Annotated in this window: 16 protein-coding genes and 1 pseudogene; 9 read left to right on the top strand and 8 right to left on the bottom strand. The window is 36.7% G+C overall.

All coding sequences use genetic code 11. The features are described 5' to 3' along the window. Positions 1–50: 50 nt before the first annotated feature. Positions 51–323, top strand: coding sequence for an ACT domain-containing protein (locus AC3OCB_RS03600; RefSeq protein ID WP_498340844.1), 273 nt, complete (start codon positions 51–53; stop codon positions 321–323). Beyond that, positions 324–1,661, top strand: a complete 1,338-nt coding sequence (locus AC3OCB_RS03595) for a DUF711 family protein (RefSeq protein WP_498340843.1) — start codon at positions 324–326, stop codon at positions 1,659–1,661. 65 nt (positions 1,662–1,726) lie between these two features. On the opposite strand, the gene AC3OCB_RS03590 is transcribed toward AC3OCB_RS03595, so the two are convergent. Beyond that, positions 1,727–2,287, bottom strand: a complete 561-nt coding sequence (locus AC3OCB_RS03590; RefSeq protein WP_498340842.1) for a cysteine hydrolase family protein — start codon at positions 2,285–2,287, stop codon at positions 1,727–1,729. Between the two features lie 90 nt (positions 2,288–2,377). Here AC3OCB_RS03590 and AC3OCB_RS03585 point away from each other — a divergent pair, with 90 nt between their 5' ends. After that, positions 2,378–2,593 (top strand): winged helix-turn-helix domain-containing protein, encoded by a 216-nt coding sequence (locus tag AC3OCB_RS03585; protein ID WP_498340841.1) that lies wholly within the window; start codon positions 2,378–2,380, stop codon positions 2,591–2,593. Here AC3OCB_RS03585 and AC3OCB_RS03580 read toward each other — a convergent pair. Together AC3OCB_RS03580 and AC3OCB_RS03575 are read right to left on the bottom strand one after the other, a co-directional pair. Beyond that, positions 2,574–3,245: a creatininase family protein gene (locus tag AC3OCB_RS03580; protein WP_498340840.1), complete on the bottom strand. Its 672-nt coding sequence runs from the start codon at positions 3,243–3,245 to the stop codon at positions 2,574–2,576. The two genes, AC3OCB_RS03585 and AC3OCB_RS03580, sit on opposite strands and share 20 nt — an antisense overlap. Further along, positions 3,211–3,894 carry a DUF3834 domain-containing protein gene (locus tag AC3OCB_RS03575; protein ID WP_498340839.1) on the bottom strand — a complete coding sequence of 228 codons (684 nt, stop codon included), beginning with the start codon at positions 3,892–3,894 and terminating at the stop codon, positions 3,211–3,213. Before AC3OCB_RS03575 ends, AC3OCB_RS03580 begins: the two co-directional genes overlap by 35 nt. A gap of 156 nt (positions 3,895–4,050) precedes the next feature. On the opposite strand from AC3OCB_RS03575, the gene AC3OCB_RS03570 reads away from it, so the two are divergent. Next, positions 4,051–5,580 carry an APC family permease gene (locus tag AC3OCB_RS03570; protein WP_498340837.1) on the top strand — a complete coding sequence of 510 codons (1,530 nt, stop codon included), beginning with the start codon at positions 4,051–4,053 and terminating at the stop codon, positions 5,578–5,580. Between the two features lie 42 nt (positions 5,581–5,622). Here the strand turns inward: AC3OCB_RS03570 and AC3OCB_RS03565 are convergent, their stop codons facing one another. Both AC3OCB_RS03565 and AC3OCB_RS03560 read right to left on the bottom strand, forming a co-directional pair. Then, positions 5,623–6,204, bottom strand: coding sequence for a DedA family protein (locus AC3OCB_RS03565; protein WP_498340836.1), 582 nt, complete (start codon positions 6,202–6,204; stop codon positions 5,623–5,625). Between the two features lie 322 nt (positions 6,205–6,526). Then, a pseudogene (locus tag AC3OCB_RS03560) lies at positions 6,527–10,338 on the bottom strand (protease pro-enzyme activation domain-containing protein). A gap of 101 nt (positions 10,339–10,439) precedes the next feature. Between AC3OCB_RS03560 and AC3OCB_RS03555 the strand changes: the two are divergent. From AC3OCB_RS03555 to AC3OCB_RS03535, 5 genes are read left to right on the top strand one after another with little or no spacing between them, the layout of a single operon-like run. Then, on the top strand, positions 10,440–10,970 hold the full coding sequence (locus tag AC3OCB_RS03555; RefSeq protein ID WP_498340835.1) for an AMP-binding protein: 531 nt from the start codon (positions 10,440–10,442) through the stop codon (positions 10,968–10,970). A 51-nt stretch (positions 10,971–11,021) separates the two neighbouring features. After that, positions 11,022–11,672 (top strand): IS607 family transposase, encoded by a 651-nt coding sequence (locus tag AC3OCB_RS03550; RefSeq protein WP_498340834.1) that lies wholly within the window; start codon positions 11,022–11,024, stop codon positions 11,670–11,672. Next, complete coding sequence (locus AC3OCB_RS03545) at positions 11,656–12,318, top strand: hypothetical protein (protein ID WP_498340833.1); 663 nt, start codon at positions 11,656–11,658, stop codon at positions 12,316–12,318. Before AC3OCB_RS03550 ends, AC3OCB_RS03545 begins: the two co-directional genes overlap by 17 nt. 57 nt (positions 12,319–12,375) lie before the next feature. Further along, positions 12,376–12,972 (top strand): transposase, encoded by a 597-nt coding sequence (locus AC3OCB_RS03540; RefSeq protein ID WP_498340832.1) that lies wholly within the window; start codon positions 12,376–12,378, stop codon positions 12,970–12,972. Positions 12,973–13,004: 32 nt separating this feature from the next. Then, positions 13,005–14,300 carry an acetate--CoA ligase gene (locus AC3OCB_RS03535; protein WP_498340831.1) on the top strand — a complete coding sequence of 432 codons (1,296 nt, stop codon included), beginning with the start codon at positions 13,005–13,007 and terminating at the stop codon, positions 14,298–14,300. A 27-nt stretch (positions 14,301–14,327) separates the two neighbouring features. Here the strand turns inward: AC3OCB_RS03535 and AC3OCB_RS03530 are convergent, their stop codons facing one another. The 3 genes from AC3OCB_RS03530 to cutA all read right to left on the bottom strand — a co-directional run bounded on the left by AC3OCB_RS03530 (position 14,328) and on the right by cutA (position 18,505). Then, the gene (locus tag AC3OCB_RS03530; protein ID WP_498340830.1) at positions 14,328–14,972 is read right to left on the bottom strand and encodes a helical membrane plugin domain-containing protein; all 645 of its coding nucleotides are present in this window, start codon (positions 14,970–14,972) and stop codon (positions 14,328–14,330) included. Positions 14,973–14,975: 3 nt separating this feature from the next. Beyond that, positions 14,976–16,205, bottom strand: a complete 1,230-nt coding sequence (locus tag AC3OCB_RS03525; RefSeq protein WP_498340829.1) for an NAD(P)/FAD-dependent oxidoreductase — start codon at positions 16,203–16,205, stop codon at positions 14,976–14,978. Positions 16,206–16,312: 107 nt separating this feature from the next. After that, complete coding sequence (gene cutA / locus AC3OCB_RS03520) at positions 16,313–18,505, bottom strand: glyceraldehyde dehydrogenase subunit alpha (RefSeq protein WP_498340828.1); 2,193 nt, start codon at positions 18,503–18,505, stop codon at positions 16,313–16,315. Positions 18,506–18,646: the final 141 nt, after the last annotated feature.

Below are 18,646 nucleotides of genomic sequence, written 5' to 3'. Positions count from 1 at the left end.
TTCTCTTTTGCAAAAGAGAAGCTTATATTACTCTCATTTTATCTAAAATTATGGAAAATGCAGTAATAGTAGTTGTTGGTGCTGATAAACCTGGAATAGTTGCTGGAATAACTTCTATCTTAGCTCAAAATAACGTTAACATTATTGACATCTCACAGACAGTGTTAAGGGGAGTTTTTGCCATGATAATGATTGTAGATATTTCCCAAAGCAAACTTTCCTTACCTAAGTTGAGAGAAGAGTTGCAAAAGAGAGGAAAAGACCTAAATGTAGAGGTAAGCGTGTATCATGAGGAAGTGTTCAAGTACATGGAGAGGGTTTAAATGAAGTATAGCGTTGATGAAATAATAGAAGTACATCAGATGTTAAGTGAAGAAGATCTAGATATAAGGTCTGTTACTTTGAGTATTAATACAAATAACGTTATCTCAGACGACCCAAAAAAAGTAATAGATAAAATTAGGGGGTTAGAACCATTAGCTAAAAAATTTTCAGAAACAGTTGATGCAGTAGGAGAGAAGTTTGGAGTTAAAATTGTAACAAAAAGGATTGCAATTTCCCCTTTACAGTTCCTCTTTGAAGTATTACCTTCACCTCATGCAATGGACATAGCTAAAGAACTAGACTTGATAGCATTAAACAACCAGATTGACTACATCAGCGGTTATTCAGCCTTTGTAGATAGAGGAGTAAGTAAGGGGGGGAATGTGGTCATCTCCTTCCTCTCAGCAGTTCTGAACTCTACTTCAAGACTTTCTGGCATGATAAATGCTGGATCAACAATGGGAGGGGTAAACATTGATGCAATAAAGATGTTTGTTGATCAGCTATTTGAGATGAAACCAGAAGCTTCATCTAGGGTAGCTATAATGAGTAATGTTCCTCCAGATTCTCCTTTTGTCCCTTCGGCTCATCATGGCTTAGGAATGCCAGATGCTATGATAAACATTGCCGTTAGTGGTCCGGGTGTAATTGAGGGAGTAATAAAAAGAAACAAACCCAAGACCTTACAAGAGTTACATGATTTAATAAAGAGAACTGCCTTTAAAATAACAAGGCTTGGAGAACTAATTGGAAAGGCTGTTTCCAAAGAACTTGGAGTGCAATTTGGTATTGTTGATCTTTCTTTAGCCCCTTCACCAAAAGTAGGAGATAGTGTTGCAGGAATTATAGAGGCTATGGGGATTTCTAAAATGGGAGGGCATGGGAGCTTAATGGCTTTAGCACTTTTGATTGATGCCGTAAAGAAAGGTGGAGCAATGGCGACTTCTTCAGTTGGCGGTCTTAGCGGTGCTTTCATCCCAGTTAGTGAAGATTCTGTCATGAGCCAAAGGGCTTTAGACGGTTCCATAGATTTCTTTACACTTCTTTCGCTTTCAGCAGTCTGCAACACTGGTATAGACATGGTAGGGGTAAGTAAAAAACAAGGGAAGGACAAAGTAGTAGGGCTGATTAGTGACGTTTTAGCTTTAGGGATAATGCTAAACAAGACTTTAGGGGTTAGGGTAATACCAGTGGATGATGAGCCTGGGAAAGTTATAGACTTAGGAGGTCTGTTAGGGAAAGTTGTGATAATGAAACTGAAAGATATTGATGTGTCTGGTTTCACATCTCTGTCCGGGTATATGCCCAGTGGAATAAAAAGGCTGGAGTTTGGGTAAGTTCTCACAATCCTTAACTAAGTATTTCTTAAACGTATTATGAGTAAGAAAAAACATTAATTCAATTAACTACTCCACCTTTCAATAATCTCTTTATTATTGAGTACAAGCATTAACCTATGCATGTTAGCTAAGCTTCTCTCATGTGCTTCTTTGTCAGTTGATGACACTGCTTCTTTAGCTATTACTGGCATAAAACCTAAAGCATGAGCATGTCTAGCTGAAGTCTCAACTCCAAAATCAGTAGCAATCCCCGTAAAAACGATAGTTGTTATCCCTACATTCCTTAACATTAGTTCAAAGTTAGTACCAACGAAAATGCTTGGAGTGTTCTTGTTAAGTACCACATCACCTTGTTGAGGATAAACATCTTTCACTATGTCCCCTGGATTGAAAGACCTTCTGAAAGCCGGATTTTGAAACCTTTCTGGATATGGTGTAATCTTCGTATAAACTATTGGCACGTTGTATTGTCTAGCTGCAGAGATCAGCTCCTTCAGTTTCTGTAGGAATTCATCTTTATTGAAAATGCTGTTAACTAATGCTTCTTGTACATCCCATACTACTAGAACTGAGTTATCTTTCCTTATGTATTTTTTTAACTCTTCAGGGTTGAACCAAGCCATAACCTTATCTCTCTCTATTCATAAAAAAGTTTAACTATGAATTTTTCGGCTTAAAACCATATTTTTAAATATCAAAATAGAAAGCTTACTGTGTTAAGTGAAATAAAAGATAAGATCGTCTCAATGATGTACTCGCTCGAGAGACCAGCACTCTTCAAGGATATAAAAGATCAAATAAATATTTCAACTGACGCTCTAAAGAGGGAACTGAGCGATTTAGAAAAAGAAGGAGTTATAAAAAAGGTTAAAGGAAGATATGTTTTGACTGAAAAAGGAAAAGAATTAGCTAAGAAGTTATCGAGTTAATTAAACTAACGACTTCATCAACAACTCGGTTAATCACTTCCTTACCTACTTTTGCATCTATTTTTACTTCCCCATCTAAGTTAATTATCCCATAGGGATTAGCCTGAGCAGTGGTAATAGTCTCGAATACTCCGTTTTTTACTTCGTAGCCAACTCCTTTTAGCCTTTCCTCTCTAACAAGCTTTGGATCAGTGAACTTTATGATAGAAGACTCGACACTGCCAGCATGTAAATCTTTCTTGTAAAACTGATTTACATTGAAAATATAAACTTTGAAGTTGCCAGTGAAGTTTATCTGCCTTCTAACTAGGTCAAGAAGTGATAAATTCCCTCCATGTGCATTTATTATTACGGCAGAGCGAAAGTACTCTTTCACTTTATTCAGTAAATCAAGGAGATAATTAAACAAGGTCATATAAGAGACACCAAAATAAGGAAATCCAGAATGTTCAAGAGAGCATGTGAAGTAAATTGTTGGGAAAAGAACAACTCTGTCCCTCAAGACTTCCTCTACCTTCTTACTAACTTCTTCAGCTATTATAGAATCAGTACCCATTGGCAAATGGGGACCGTGTTGCTCAATGCTTCCTATTGGAATTAAAGCTATCATGTCTTTTTTAATCTCGTCCTTTGTCATTGAAAGGAGTTTCATTAACAGAACTAAGCACTCTCTCCTTAAAAGCTTCAAAGTCAAAGCTTGTCCTTTTTACTTCATAAACTGCTGTCTCCATTATCTTCCTTATGAAAGTTGAAGGTCTCATAATTGGCAAATTGTCCATTACGTATTCAGAGACCTCTTCTGGGTTTTCCTTAAATAAATCAATTCCTTCTTGATAAGCTGACTCAAAGTCATCTCCATTCCTTATTACTTTTGCTCCACATATCCCGGGTAAGTCAAATCCCTTATTTCTGAACAGGTCTTCAACATATAAACCTTCTGATGCCATACCTACTGTTACCATAGCAGAGTCGACTACACCAGAGGAATAAAGTTTGTAAACTTCATTAGGATTATCTACGTATACAACTTCAGGGTTTAGCGAATATAACTTAAAGAGGAGTTGAAGTAGCAAATCGTTTGCACTCCCTTTCTTCCAAACTGCTATTTTATTACCTAACTTAGGTGTTATTAGAAGCATTTTTGATACTAAGAAGTAATCCACTTTTCCTAGAGCGGGAACGGCATTTAGATAGACATCGGCTTCTCTCTCATCAAAGTAGATTTTCACGTCATGCCTTTTCATAGTTGATGTTATTATTGGATAAGACACTGGGCCTATCACAGTTGAAATAGTTAGCATAACAATATTTATTAAACATAATAGATAAAGTTAATAGTTTATTTTTGAGTTAATAATCTCTTTATAAAATTTAAACATTACTCGGAGTAGATAGAAATAGAGGGAAAAAGTTGCACAAAATAAAGTTTATATGTAAGATAAACTGTTAATGTGAACATGGATAAAGGAAAAAAGGAATTAAGGAAAGAGCTTTCTTTATTAAACTTAGTAGTTATTGGAGTAGCTGGTGCAGTGGGTACTGGAGCATTATTTAGTTCTGCTGGTATGGCTGCATCTGCTGGCCCTGCACTCATTTTATCGTGGATATTAGGAGGGATATTCTACTTTTTTATAGGACTTACATACGTTCAGTTAAGTCTTAACTACCCAGAAGCTGGAGGTCCCTCGAGGTATTCTATCTACTCACATGGAAGAGTAACAAACATGATAAATGCTTTTTCTGATCTAATCTGGTATATATTTATCCCACCAATTGAGGCAATAGCAGTGGTTTATGGCTTAAACTTATTCACTTCTCCTCATCTTGTCCTTATAAGCCAAGCGGGTACACCAACTACTTTTGGCGCTCTACTTGGCATTTTAATAACACTGCTTTTTGTGCCATTTAACTATTTCTCGGTGAAATTTTTTGGTCAGTCAACGACAACTATAGGTATAATAAAGCTTCTTCTGTATTTAGCGGTAGCTTTTGGCTTTCTCTTTCTGTTTTACCATCCACAGAACTTCACAGCTTATGGAGGTTTTGCACCATTTGGCATTCTAGGTATTTTTTCTGCAATACCATTAGCTATGTTTGCATTTGGAGGTATCAGAGTTATTCCAGATTATGCAGAAGAAGTAAAAGACCACAAGGTCTTAGATAAAGCAATTATATACACAGTAGTTGGTCAAACACTGATCTACGTTTTGTTTGCAGTTGCGTTTGTTGCATCAATAGACTGGAAAGGTCTAGGGTTTACCCCTGGTAATTGGACTTCTTTATCGAGTATACCCGGGAATCCTTTCATAGAGATTGCTAGTACTAGCAATGCTCCTTCTCTCTTGCTCTTACTTACTATAATTATTGGAGTTATTGGTCCCTTCGTTACTGGTTACATATACATGGGAGGAGGAATGAGAATTCTGTTCGCTATGGCAAGGTCAAAATACATAACTGAGAAAATGAAAGAGCTTAATGAATATTCAGTGCCTTTGTGGGCTTTGATAATTTTTGCTATAGTTAGTGCCCTTGTTGTGTACCTCTCAGCACCAGTTCCCACGATATATGGATTAATCTCTGATTCTGTAGTAGCTGGTTATATTGGATTTTCAGCTGCACCAGTAGCCTTAGTTTCATTGAAGAAACAAGGAAAACTAAAGGAGTTTATTCCGTTCAGCGAAGTATTTGCTCCTCTTGCTTTCATATTTGCTTCTCTTATAATATTCTGGAGTGGATGGCCATCAGTGCCTTATGCGGTTCTCTTGCTGACAATCATAAGTATTGTGTTTTCTGTGATATACAAAATTAAAGAGAATGTTAAAAACGCTTTGTGGTACATTGGATATATTGCATCCCTTTTAATAATGACATATGTAGGTAGTGATGGTGCGTTAAATATTATCAATTTCTATTATAGTACTGCAATGGTTGCTGTCTTAGCAATAGTATTTTACGTAATTGGTGTATCCTCACGATTGAAAGAATAAAAAGAAGGAAGAAAGGGAATAAAAAGAGAAACCTCGTCTTTTTTACTTTTTACCTTTAATTCTCCATATTACGTAAGCTATTACGAGGAGTAAAGTGATCCCAAGAGCATAAACCCCAAACTTTTCTGCTAAGCTTATAACATAATCTATTTGGTTATGAAGATAATATCCTAAGATTGAGAGAGAAAGATCCCAAATCCCATGCCCTAATATTGTAAACAGAGAGAAACGCGATAGACTCATTTCAGCTACTCCAGCAGGATAAGATATTAGTGCTCTTAACTCTGGTACAAACCTAAAGCCAAAAACTGCTGGATCTCCATATTTTAAGAACCATTGATGGAGTCTATCAAGTCTATTAGAATCTATTAGAACGTATTTGCCGTATTTCCTTAAGAATGGATATCCTAGCTTGTAACCTATAAAATATGCTATTAATGAACCTATGAAGCTTCCTAAAGTACCAACAAGAAATCCCAAATAAAGCGAAATACCTCCTAAGTAAGCTGAGTAACCTACGTAGGGCATTATCACTTCGCTAGGTATTGGTAGACCAATGCCTTCTCCTGTCATTAGCATTAATAAAGTTAAGTAACCTTGTAGGCCTTGAAATATGTAACTCATTTATCTGGCTTTATCTCTTATCTTCTTAAATACTTTTTCCCAATGAGAAAAGCGCTTCATGATAAAACACTGAAGTGGCTGGTTAAGTAGTGATAAGTGAAGAGGTTGAAGGCATTATAATTGTTTCTCATAAGGCTACGTACCCTTTCTTTCATTTCTTTTTCTCTTACCTTTAAATTTGGGATTTCTATTATTTGATGTTTAAGATTCTCACAATTTACCCTTAGTTACTAATAACAAAATACTAAAAAACGTTTCTTATTACCTTTCTGAACTGATGATTTCTAACAAAATTAAAAATTACTAAAAAATAATACTAACTTTATCTCCTTCTTGCCAATGCTATTATACCAATTATTATACCTATTACAGCTAGTATAATTCCAACTAAAGCGTAAGACTGCACAGTGGACAGTTTGTTGTTTAGCGAGGATGATGTTGAAGAGATACTCGAGTTTATAGCAGAAACGTAAGAGTGTAGCTGTGTGCTTAAAGAAGAAACTTGATTCGCAAAGTTAACTAACACACTTGTGCTATTGGATAACCCATCAGTCTGGATAGCCTCAACTGTTATGTTGTAAGTCCCATCTGGATAAGACGCAGTATTAATTGTATAACTGCTTGTTGTTGATGACGAAGTAGTTAATAGTTTACCGTTTAAGAATATCTTAACTGCGGAAATGTCATTACCAGAAACTGAATAAGATATTGTTAATGTCCCAGTGACGTTGCTATTTGGAGTTGGTGATGAAATAGTTACAATAGGCAATGAAGGAGATATACTAATAACTTTCGAGTTAACTAAACTTATTGTAGAAGACGTTAAGTTTACATATTTCGCAGAAGTATCCACAAGAGACACAGAGGAGTTAATGGCAGTAATTGAAGAAACTTGTGAATTTACTATGTAAACAGAACCATCTTTTACTGTTATAGATGTAACGTTAGAGTTGGCTATGGTAACATGTCCTTTTATTGTTACATTCTCCAAAACGTCGTTTATTAGAGTGACGTTACCTACTATTACATCATTCTTTAAGTAGGCGTTATAGGTTAAACCAGCGTCAATTGTTTGACCCTGCACTTGAGTATACGGAAGCACATAGAACTCTTGTTGAGCGGAAATATTAGTTGTTGTTGGCACTCCGTCAGCAGAAACTCCAGATACATAAATATCGAAAGGCGTACCGTAATAAGTAACAGCATAGTAAGTAAGATTACCTCTAGATAATAAAGATGGTAAGGTGACATTACCCACCCACAGATTTAACGATGGATTATACCATAACGGTATTTGCAATAAAGTTGTTATATAGCTATAGTTTGGCGACAGTATTGTTGGATATAATGTTGCAGAATACATTCCAAACTTTGCTTCTGTCCCATTTGGATAAGTTATGTTTGCGTAAACTTGTATTGTCTGTCCTTCATAGGCATACTTCACAGTATTTATTTGTGGAACACTTGTTGAAGGACTTACATATATTTGACCAAAGAATTGACCAGTAACATACTCACCAAGCGTATAGCTATAGTAAACAGCGTTGAGCAAGACTGTATACAGACCGGGTGTAATTCCAGTTGGTACTTTCAAATATCCTAAATATATTCCGCTAGGTGACAATAACACTCTTGCACTACTGATTACCTTACCGGCTGGGTTAAGAAGATAAGCAGTGATATTAGTACCGTAGAGCATATTTACATATGTAGACGGAGAAATAAATAAAAGCCCAGTTGGTGGTTGTGGTTGTCCTTGAATAATTATATACTGACCTTCTCCTACAGCACCAGGCTCCACTACTACATCTGGTAAGATAAACATGTTTTGTAAGTAAATTCCGTTCATAAATGCAACGAAACCATAAGCGTTGTTAGCCTCAGCTAGTATAACTCCGCTAGGTAATGACTGTAATGATCCAACCCACAGTCCAGTAGTTGGATTATATGATAATGTTGAACTTCCTATATCTGCATATATGTTAGTAGTTACATTGTAACTATAAAATGTTAAAGAGAACGTTGTGTTTGGTGGTGCCGGTTCTCCATAGATGTTGGTAGCAAAAGCCTCTATCAACGGAGTTATATTACTATCAAAAGGTGCTCCAGTAATTGGAGAGAGGAAGGTCAGATAGTACCCAGAAAACGTTTCAGAATAACCAGAACCGCTTATTCCGTTAGAACTTCCATATACATATACGAAGAGGATTCCGTTAGCATTTGAAGGTAACGTTACTGTTGCTACCCATTCTTTAGCCGTTGGATCATAAGACAGTGCTACAGTAGTTAAATTACCTTCTACAGATTCTATGGTGGCAAAGAATGTACCAGAAGCAACGGGGACACCTTGATAAGTTATGTTGGCACTTATTAGCATCTGCTGTCCAGGGTAAAATTCTTCTGGTGTAATGCCAGACTGGTTAAATAAGTTTACAACAATGGAAAGCTGGGGTTTGGAGGAGAGAGAGAAGAAAGAACAGTAGCAAACTCTCCAAAGTTAAGAGCACCCCATCCAGTTACTAAGTTATAGCCATAACTTGCTGTCCATGGTATGATATAACCAAAAGTTATTGGGTAAAACACTTTATCATATGTAGAAGAACTCTCAGCAATTTGATACAACGTAGGAGTAATTAAACCAAGTTTATGGCCAACATAACTCATCACACTAACTAAGGCACCCGCAGTTAATGGAGAGGCTTCGCTAGTCCCACCCGTTATGCAGGTAACATTGCCCGAACAAATTATATAAATCCCAGGGAACACATTAGCGTTCGCTGAGAGGTCTGGAATTTCTCTACCGCTTGGATAAGATGCTGGAGCGATTAAAGCTGACTGATACCATGGCTTAGGCTCCACTATACTTACTCCACCAGTTGAACCACCGTAATTTACAAATGGTGGTACAAAACCGTAGTTTGACCAAGCTGTCTGTAAAGAGGAACCGTTAGGGAACTGTATATAAGTTGTTGTACCTCCTACAGAAATTACAAATGGTGATGTTGAAGGATAACCTACAGTTCCAATAGGTCCGTTACTATAACCGCTACCACCAGCATCTCCGCTACTTGCAAGAAATGTAATTCCTTCAGCTACACCCATTGCGTAGTATTCATCAGTAAGGTATATATAAGAGTAAAATAATGGTCCGTCAAACATAGATAAATAAGATTCTGGTATGCTAAAACTTTGTGATAATGTATCTACTCTGTCTTGTGACACTATGTAAGAAATTATAGCTGATAGAGGTAAATTAGGGTTTGCAATGTAAAGCGTTATATTTGCTTTTGGAGCCATTGTGTGAGCAACTTCAACATCTAAGGATATTTCCCCTGCCCAACCGGTAGCAATTCCTAGGTTAGGATTATATGGTCCGATTGGAACAATAGTGAAGTTAGGTGGATTTGGTAACCCAGTTACTTTATCGAAATAAGCTAATTCTTGGGCAATGTAAGGGTCACCGTAAAAGTCTAATATTCCAATGGTGTAGTTCTGTCCTTCATATCCCTTGTTAAATAACCACGTTAAATTATACACTTTTTGTAGAGCTGTTGGCCAATAAGCCTCTATTGCAAAAGTTTGATTAATAGATTGATAGAATTTCTGTATATCTTTTTGAGTTAATAAAGTTGACGGATGGTTAAAAAATAATGTGGATAGATTATCAGATACTATGTAAACGTCAAGTTTTGGCACTCCATAAACGGTGTAGTAAGTTAATGTACCGTTAGAGTAAACAGCATAGTTAATACCTAAAGCTCTTTCGATCTGACCTACCGTACCTTCTGCAACTATAACTGAATCTGCTGAAGTAAGCAAAATGTTAAATCCTTCAGTCTTCAGATAGCTTAAAACTTGGTTAAACTGTGAAGTAGGGTAGAAGAGATTTTGAATTTCTTCTTTACTGAGAAAGTGGTGATATAATGGTGATGAAGGATTAGAGACAGCTTGAGCATAATAATACAGAAGTCCTTGATTCTTTAATGGTATATAAACTGTGAAAACAACGTTTTGATTTTGTGGTAAAGTCCCTATTTTCATGAAACCATGTATTTGTATTGGTTGAACTATAGTTTGTGCTTGTAGTACTAAAATTGGCGACAAAAGAGATAGGAGGAAGATTAGGGATAGAATTAAGGAACTCTTTTTCATAGTACAAAATTAGTAAACTTATTTATTAACATTTTCATAATAATCTCCTTGATATTTATAAATTACTTTTTACACCTTATCATGTGAGCATAAAATTTACGACACTGGAACAGTACATGAAAACGTGGAGAGACAGCATACAAAACCCAGAAGAATTTTGGAGTAAAGTTGCTTCAGAGCTAGTCTGGTTTAAGAAGTGGGACAAAGTCCTTGACTATAAGTCTCCACATGACTATAGGTGGTTTGCAGGAGGGAAAATTAACATCTCTTATAACTCTGTGGATAGATGGCTACATGATAGAAAAACACAAGTCGCGCTTATCTGGGAAAATGAAAACGGTGATTCTAAGGAACTAAGCTATCAAGATCTTCATAGAGAAGTTAACAGAATTGCTAAGTCATTAAAAGACCTAGGAGTTAGAAAAGGAGACAGAGTTATGTTATATATGCCGATGGTTCCGGAGGCTATGGAAGTTATGCTAGCGTCAGCTAGAATAGGAGCAATACACACTGTAGTGTTTTCTGGCTTTGGTAAGAAAGCTCTGTTAGATAGAATAGAGAGTGCAAAACCAAAAGTTATCTTTACAGCTGACGTTACTTACAGAAGGGGTTGAGAAACAGAAATCTTTTTAAGGATGCTTTTGTATATATTAGGATGAAACTGGATGAGTAATGAAAGATTGTTGAAGCCTAAGGAGTTCTGCGAACTTGTTGGCATTAAATATCCAACTTTTAAGCAATACGTTAGAGAAGGGAAAATAAAAGTAATTTATACTTCCATGGGGAGAATAAGAGTACCTTACAGTGAGGTTGAAAGATTTTTAGGGATAAGACAGAGTAACGAGACTAGAGCAGTAATTTATGCTAGAGTTTCAAGCAGTGACCGGAAAGAGGACTTAAAAAGGCAAGTAAGTTATTTAACAGAATACAGTACAGCTAAAGGTTACAAGGTTGTTGACGTTTTATCTGATGTTGGTAGTAGCTTAAGTACTGAGAGAAAGGGATTGTTAAAACTCTTTGATTACGTAGTTAACAGAAAAGTTGATGTAGTTGTTATAACTTACAAGGACAGACTAACACGTTTTGGCTTTGAGTACTTAGAGTTCTTCTTCAAACAGTATAACGTGAGGATCGAGGCTGTTCTAGGTGAAGAGGCAAAAGACGCATATCAAGAATTCGTTGAAGATTTGATGAGCATTATTACAAGTTTTGCTAGTAAATTATACGGTATAAGGAGTCAAAGGAAGAAAAAACTTGTTGAAGGAGTTAAGAAACTAATGAAGGAGGTTGAGGAAGAAAATGGCGACAGTAAGTAGGACTGTAGTAGTTTACGCTAAACTTAACTCTACCATTCTCCGCATTTTCACTGAGGTTGAAGAGAAGTATAAAGAGATGTTGTCATACCTAGTTAAATATGCTGTCGATAAAAAGATAAAGAGTCATGCACGTTTAAGATTAGATAACTACAAAGATCTGACGAAAAAGTTCCCTCAAATGCCCGTACATTATATTTACACTGCTTCTCAAGACGCAACTCAGAGGGCTAAAAGCTTTATGAAAAAGAAGGAGGAAGGAAGAGCATACACTAGCTATCCCGAGGTAAGGAACGTTTCAATTTGGTTAGACGACCATCTGTGGGATTTGAAAGGATATACCACGTTAAGTATTTCAACTCATAAAGGGCGGATTGAGCTTGAGATAGATCCTCATAAACAGTTCTGGAAATATATTAACGGTGGATGGGTCTTATCGAGCGGGTGTAGGATCAAGATCGATAGAAGAAACAAAAGACTTCTGATCTATCTAACTTTTACAAAAGAGGTTGAGGAGTACAAGCCAACCTCATTCATTTCTGTTGACGTCAATGAGAATAACATTACTGCGTTAATTGGCGGGAAAGCTTACTTGTTCGAGACTAATATGGGAAAAACTGTTTTAGGCTATTACTACAGAAGGAAGTAAATACAAAAGAGGTATGACCGCAAGTTTGGAGTAAAGTCAAGAGAGAAAAACAAGGTAATGAAAAAGTTAAAGGAGAGAAAGAAAAAGAACGATACAAGGTATAAGAATGCCAACATATTAGTTAGGGAGGCAAAGGAAAGACAAGAGGGGATTGTGTTAAAGGATCTTGGAGAAAACGTAGCTAATGAAATGTTGAAACATATAAAAGACAAAGAGCTGAGACATAGAATTTATCAAGCTTCATTTAACGGTACGCAAAACGCAATTGAAGAAAAGGCAAAAGAGCAAGGAGTACCCGTATACCATGTTGATCCAAGGTACACCTCTAAGCTTTGCCCCATCCACCACGTTGAAATTGAGTATGGAAAGGACAGACGTGGAATATGTAAAGTTGGTAGTGAAATATGGCATAGAGATGTAGTAGCGGTCTACAACATTTTATATCGCCTAGGTGATGGGAGCAATGCTCCAAGCCTAGGTGAGAATAAATTAAACCTACATGTATCCCCCGTGCCGTTGGGGATGAAAGCCACCCATGACCCCATAGTAATTGAGAAGAAACTATGGGCGAGGCGGAAGTCCCTAGAGGAAATGAAATTAGAGATGTTACGGAACAATATAAAACATCCTAAAAAAGCTAAAATCACCCTCTAGGGATAAACGGAAAGAGTGTAGAGTTAAAGAGTGTGTTAGATGAGGCGTTAAAAGAGACAAGAGTTGATCACGTTGTAGTCCTTAATAGAGAAGGGAAAAGCAACTATACAGAGGGTAGAGACATTGATTTTGAAGAGTTTATCTCAAAAGGTTATCCTAATGTTGAGGCTGAACCAGTTGACTCCACTGACCCTCTTTTCATCCTTTACACTTCAGGCACAACTGGTAAACCTAAGGGCGTTGTACATGCAATGGGATCTTATACCGTCTGGGCTTATTTCCACAATAAATGGTTGTTTGACTTTTCAAACAGCGTCTTCTTCTCCACGCCAGATATTGGCTGGATAAACGGACATTCTTACAGTACATATGGTCCTTTGCTTAATGGTGGTACTGTTTTATGGTATGAAGGAATACCAACGAGAATATGGGAATTAGTTGAAAAGTACAAAGTTAACTACATCTGGTTAGCTCCTACTCTAGTAAGACAGTTGATGAAAGAAGGGATTACCCCGGAGGAGGACATTTCTAGCTTAAAAATGGTTGTTTCTGCTGGTGAAATACTTGGAGGAGACGCCTTTGATTGGTTAAACAAATATGTAATGACATTTGAAACATGGGGACAAACGGAGAATTCTGGTTATATAGCCTCCCCAGGTGGTATGCTACAAGGGTTTTTAACAATAAAGAAAGGTTCTGTTGGCCTACCTTTACCTAGCATAGACATTGATATAGTTGATGAGGAAGGAAATCCATTACCACCGGGTAAGGCTGGAAATATTATAATAAAGACTCCATCACCCGCTTTCATGACAAGTCTGTGGAACGATGACAGATACTTGAAGTACTATGAGAGGTTTGGTTACTACCTCACTGGGGACTTTGGTTATAAAGATTCGGATGGCTACTTGTATATTTTAGGTAGGACTGATGACGTAATAAAAATAGCTGGACATAGACTTGGAGTAGGAGAAATAGAAGAAGTAGCACATATAGATGAGGTTGCTGAAGTTGTAGTAATAGCAATACCAGATGAGGTTAAGGGGAGTAGAGTAGTTATATTTGCAGTACCTAAAGACGGAGTTACTGACTATGGAAAAGTGAGGGAGAAAATATTAGAGAAGGTCAGAAATGAACTTGGGAAAATCGTGGATATAAAAGAAGTTGTTTTGGTTAATAAACTTCCCCACACAAGGACAGGGAAAATAATGAGAAGAGTGCTAAGAGCTTTAATTACGAACGAAAATCATGGTGATCTGAGTACTTTAGAAGATAAGAGCAGCGTTGAAGAAATTAAAAAAGCATTAGATGAAATAAAAACATTATAAAGAAGATAGGAAGTTGTTTTTACATAATTATTTCTGTCCATTAGTTTCAACATATTTCATATGATACTTTCCAATGTGCCTTAATATTGCTATTACTACTCCTAAACCTACTTGGATCTCTGGGTCTTTAAGTAAACCAAGTAATTGCCACCAGTGGTCGATCTTCACTATCTTTTCTTCCTTTAATGCCTCACCGGTCTCATTCATCAATAATGTATAATACTTGAAGTTTGTTAAATCGAAACGTGATAAGTCATTAACTATTTCCCCCCAATTTGCCAATAGGTTTAACGTAAAGTCATTAATCATAGCATTCATTACTTTACCTATAGTTTCTTCATCTTGAAATATACCTTTTATTGGATCAAGGATACCTGACTTGCTAAGTAGCTTGATTAAATCTAATGCTTGAGTTATAGTGGAAAGTGTTTCATCATCTGACATTGTATCTACTAGTTTTACTAAGTTATTCCATTTTTGCATTAGATCTAAAGTGTTATCGGTCATTACATTGTTCATTACTTTTCCTATTAAGTCCTCATCGTCTATGACTCCGTCAATCAATGAGAGCAGACCATACTTATTTTCAGCCTTGGAACAAACTCCGAGAAGTTTATTTAATGTTGAGAGATTTTCCTCTGAGAGAAGTTTATTGAGTTGTAATTCCTCCATCTTTTACCAGCTCGCTAAGAACTTCTCTAGTGCCATATCTCCTTTAGTCCACATAAAGTATTTAGTGAACAATTCCTTCTTTAAGTGGTTTGCTTGAGATGGTACAGCTTCAGACACATTTCCTCCATACCATGTGTCGTCTTTTACTGCAACTGCGAAGTTCTCATACGGGTTGTCTGCTACACATACTATTGTTGGATAATATTTGTCAACTTTAACGTCAAAACCTAACCTTCTAGCTAAATGCTGTGCAGCTATTGTACCAGTCTTTACTGCTAAGTAACCTAGCTTTGGAACTGTTAGTGAGTTTGCATCTCCTACTGCGTATACATTATCATATTTAATTGAAACCATGTTTAGGTCTGTTGGTACGAAACCGCCATCATCAATTAAGTCTGGAGTGGAGTTCTTTAATGCTGGATTTCCTGCATATGGTGGTAAAATTATTGTTAAGTCTGAAGGTATTGTTTTACCATCCTCACTAACTATTTCATGTTCTCTGATTTCTTTAATTTTGAAGTTATGAATTAACTCAATTCCCATACTCTTATACATCTCTCCTACAGCTTTTCTTGATGCTGGAGATAAATCAGATAAGTATTCACCCGGAGAAAACACTGTGATCTTTGTTTTATTCCACACTCCTCTCTTCTTTAGGTAACCGGCGAACATCAAGCTCATTTCGAATACTGGACCTTCACATGCTGAGTCGGCATTTGGCACGAAATTCTTTGGAACGTTTGGCGCTGGATTATGACCTTGATAGAAGAAGCCAGAACCAATGGCTATGTTTCCTCCTTGGAAATTCATTAACTTATCTCTTAGCTTTAAGGCGTACTCTGGTTCACATACGCTGTAACCATACTGATCCCATCCCTTAATTAACTCAGTTGCTAAGTAAGCACCTAGTGCGACTATTACATAATCATAGTTCTCTTCAACTTCAGACCCATCAGCTTTTTTGTATATTACCTTGTTGTTCTTAGCGTCTATTTTGGTAACTTTTCCTTCTTGGAATTGAATGCCTTTTTCTGGTAATGTTTTTGCTAAATCAATCTTAAGTTGGTCTACATCCATATAGTTCGCAGCCACATGTGGTAATGCTGGTCTAAAGTAAGAAAACCTGCTTTGATTTATTACTTTTACATCTGCAGCTTTTCCTACTAATCTTTTTAATGTATATGCTGATGTTAGTCCTCCGAATCTTGCTCCCAAAACAAGTACTTTTGTCATGTGATACAACTAGATTTCATATCTTTTAAACTTATGCAATAATATTATTTAAGGAAATATTAAAAATGGACTTTTTAAGTTTAAAAAAAGATCGTAAATCCTTTTATTCAGAGAGATAATTCCTCCATCTTTACTGGTATTCTTGTTAGTTTTCTACCAACAGCTTTTTCTAATGCCCTCACTATTGCTGGAGGTGCTCCTATAGTAGCACCTTCTCCAATACCCTTAGCAGGTAATGGTGCGTTTGATTTACCTAACTCCATATAAAGCCATTTCATATTAAATGCTTCAACTGCAGTAGGGATCAAGTAATCGCCAAATGTTGAAGTCAGTAAATTCCCTTGTTTGTCATACACCATTTCTTCTAATAAACTCTCGCCAAATCCTTGTATTACTCCTCCGTGTACTTGCGTCTCAGCTAACATTGGGTTTACAACTACGCCAATATCGTCAATAGCGACATAATCAAGTACCTTTACTGAACCTTCTTCTGTAACTTCAACCATTGCTATGTGAGAACCATACGGGAAAGTGTAGTTATCGAAACCAAATGATGCAGTAGCTTCTAGCGTTGGCTCAGCTTTATACCTCCATACACCACCTAAATTAGCTGTAGCTTTTCCTGCAATCTCTCTTAGAGTCATTTCTCTTCCAGATTTTGGATTGACAACTTTTCCATCTTTATACTGTAATTCCTCTACGTCACTTTTCATAAATGCAGCAGCTACTTTCATTATGTTTTCCTTTAATCTCCTTGAGGCAAGCAAAGCTGCATTACCCGCAAGTGTTAAGCTCCTGCTACCGTAAGTTCCAAAAGCGTTAGATATCTTATCAGTGTCTCCCCAAGTTACAATTACGTCATCAACGCTTACACCAAGCTCATCAGCGACTACTTGAGCAATTCCAGTTTCAGTGCCTTGACCGTGTGGAGCAGCTCCTATAATTACTTCAACTTTACCATTAGAAAGTAGTCTTACTGATGCACTCTCCCAAGGTCCAAAGTTGTTTTGTTCTATGTAAAATGAAAGACCAACACCAACTCTTTTACCTTGTTTCCTCAATTCTTGAGCTCTTTGCTCCATTTCCCTATAGAAGCCTTCAGCCTTCGCTAACAGAGCTTTATAATCTCCGCTGTCATACTTCATTCCCAATGGATTTGTATAAGGTGTGGACTGGATAACATTTCTCTTTCTTAACTCTATAGGGTCAATACCTAGCTCATCAGCTACTATATCCATAATCCTTTCATAGGCAAAAGCAGCTTCTGGTCTACCTGCACCTCTATATTGATCTAAAGGTGTTTTGTTTGTTAATACCCCATAAACGTTTACTTTCGCGTTCTTTATATCATAAGGTCCAGTAATCAAAGTTGCGGGTATATCAGCTAAATAAGTACCGTGCCAACCAGCACCTAAATCAATGATTAGGTCTGAAATTATCGAGTTTATTTTGCCGTCTTTTGAAGCACCAACTTTGATTTTGTATATTTGATCTCTCGAATGGTAAGTTGCAAACATGTCGTCTCTTCTTGTGTTAATCAACTTTACAGGTTTTCTAAATGTTAAGGAGGCATAAATAGCTATATACTCTTCTGGGTGCTGAAACAGTTTAGAGCCAAATGCTCCGCCAACATCAGCTTGTATAACTCTAATATCTGAAACTTTGTCACCAAAAGCTGAAAGTAAATACGACCTCATAAAGTGAGGGGATTGGGTGGAAGCATAAACAGTAAGTCTTCCTTGTTGAAAATCTACAACTACACCTCTAGTCTCCATTGGAGCAGCATAGACTCTTGAAATTACAATCTTTTCTTCAATTTTTACATCAGATTTTTCATACGCTTCTTCAGCGTTCCCACCAGAATAAACTTTCTTATAAATTATATTGTCTTTATCTTCTATTGCTTTGACCTCATTTTTCATAGATTCCTCTGGATCAACAACAACTGGCAATTCCTCATAGTCAAATGTTATATAATCTAGTGCGTCTGCTGCTGTGTATCTGTCTGTTGCTAATACAGCAGCTATTGGTTGACCCATGTAAAGTATTTCGTCTTTAGCCATTGGAAAATTCCTAGGCCTGTTTGGAACTTGTACATTTAACCCCGTGACGACTCCGTAGACGCCTTTAACTTTTAGTGCGTCTGCATAATCAATTTTCTTTAACTTTGCATGTGCAACATTACTTCTTAAAATCGCAATATAAAGATTCCCTGGAATTTCTATGTCATCGACATACCTTCCAGTACCTGTAATGAACTTTAGATCCTCCTTCCTTTTTACGCTTTGGCCAACGTACACAATACTTTTTAAATTCTAATCATATAAAAACTTTAGACATTTACTTGATTAAGTAAATTGTTTTGGAACGGATGATGTAATATGTTGACACAAATAAGTAAAATTTTTAAAACGGAGAAACTAGATGATAAAGGAGATTTT

This window comes from Sulfurisphaera sp. (assembly GCF_059755235.1).
This window is presented reverse-complemented; position numbering and strand designations above follow the sequence as displayed.

What these genes read in the sequence shown, in the direction of transcription:
- AC3OCB_RS03600 (WP_498340844.1), top strand. Translation starts at nt 51, where the DNA reads ATGGAAAATGCAGTAATAGTAGTTGTTGGTGCTGATAAACCTGGAATA.
- AC3OCB_RS03595 (WP_498340843.1), top strand. Translation starts at nt 324, where the DNA reads ATGAAGTATAGCGTTGATGAAATAATAGAAGTACATCAGATGTTAAGT.
- AC3OCB_RS03590 (WP_498340842.1), bottom strand. Translation starts at nt 2,287, where the DNA reads ATGGCTTGGTTCAACCCTGAAGAGTTAAAAAAATACATAAGGAAAGAT.
- AC3OCB_RS03580 (WP_498340840.1), bottom strand. Translation starts at nt 3,245, where the DNA reads ATGAAACTCCTTTCAATGACAAAGGACGAGATTAAAAAAGACATGATA.
- AC3OCB_RS03575 (WP_498340839.1), bottom strand. Translation starts at nt 3,894, where the DNA reads ATGCTAACTATTTCAACTGTGATAGGCCCAGTGTCTTATCCAATAATA.
- AC3OCB_RS03570 (WP_498340837.1), top strand. Translation starts at nt 4,051, where the DNA reads ATGGATAAAGGAAAAAAGGAATTAAGGAAAGAGCTTTCTTTATTAAAC.
- AC3OCB_RS03565 (WP_498340836.1), bottom strand. Translation starts at nt 6,204, where the DNA reads ATGAGTTACATATTTCAAGGCCTACAAGGTTACTTAACTTTATTAATG.
- AC3OCB_RS03550 (WP_498340834.1), top strand. Translation starts at nt 11,022, where the DNA reads ATGAGTAATGAAAGATTGTTGAAGCCTAAGGAGTTCTGCGAACTTGTT.
- AC3OCB_RS03545 (WP_498340833.1), top strand. Translation starts at nt 11,656, where the DNA reads ATGGCGACAGTAAGTAGGACTGTAGTAGTTTACGCTAAACTTAACTCT.
- AC3OCB_RS03540 (WP_498340832.1), top strand. Translation starts at nt 12,376, where the DNA reads ATGAAAAAGTTAAAGGAGAGAAAGAAAAAGAACGATACAAGGTATAAG.
- AC3OCB_RS03530 (WP_498340830.1), bottom strand. Translation starts at nt 14,972, where the DNA reads ATGGAGGAATTACAACTCAATAAACTTCTCTCAGAGGAAAATCTCTCA.
- AC3OCB_RS03525 (WP_498340829.1), bottom strand. Translation starts at nt 16,205, where the DNA reads ATGACAAAAGTACTTGTTTTGGGAGCAAGATTCGGAGGACTAACATCA.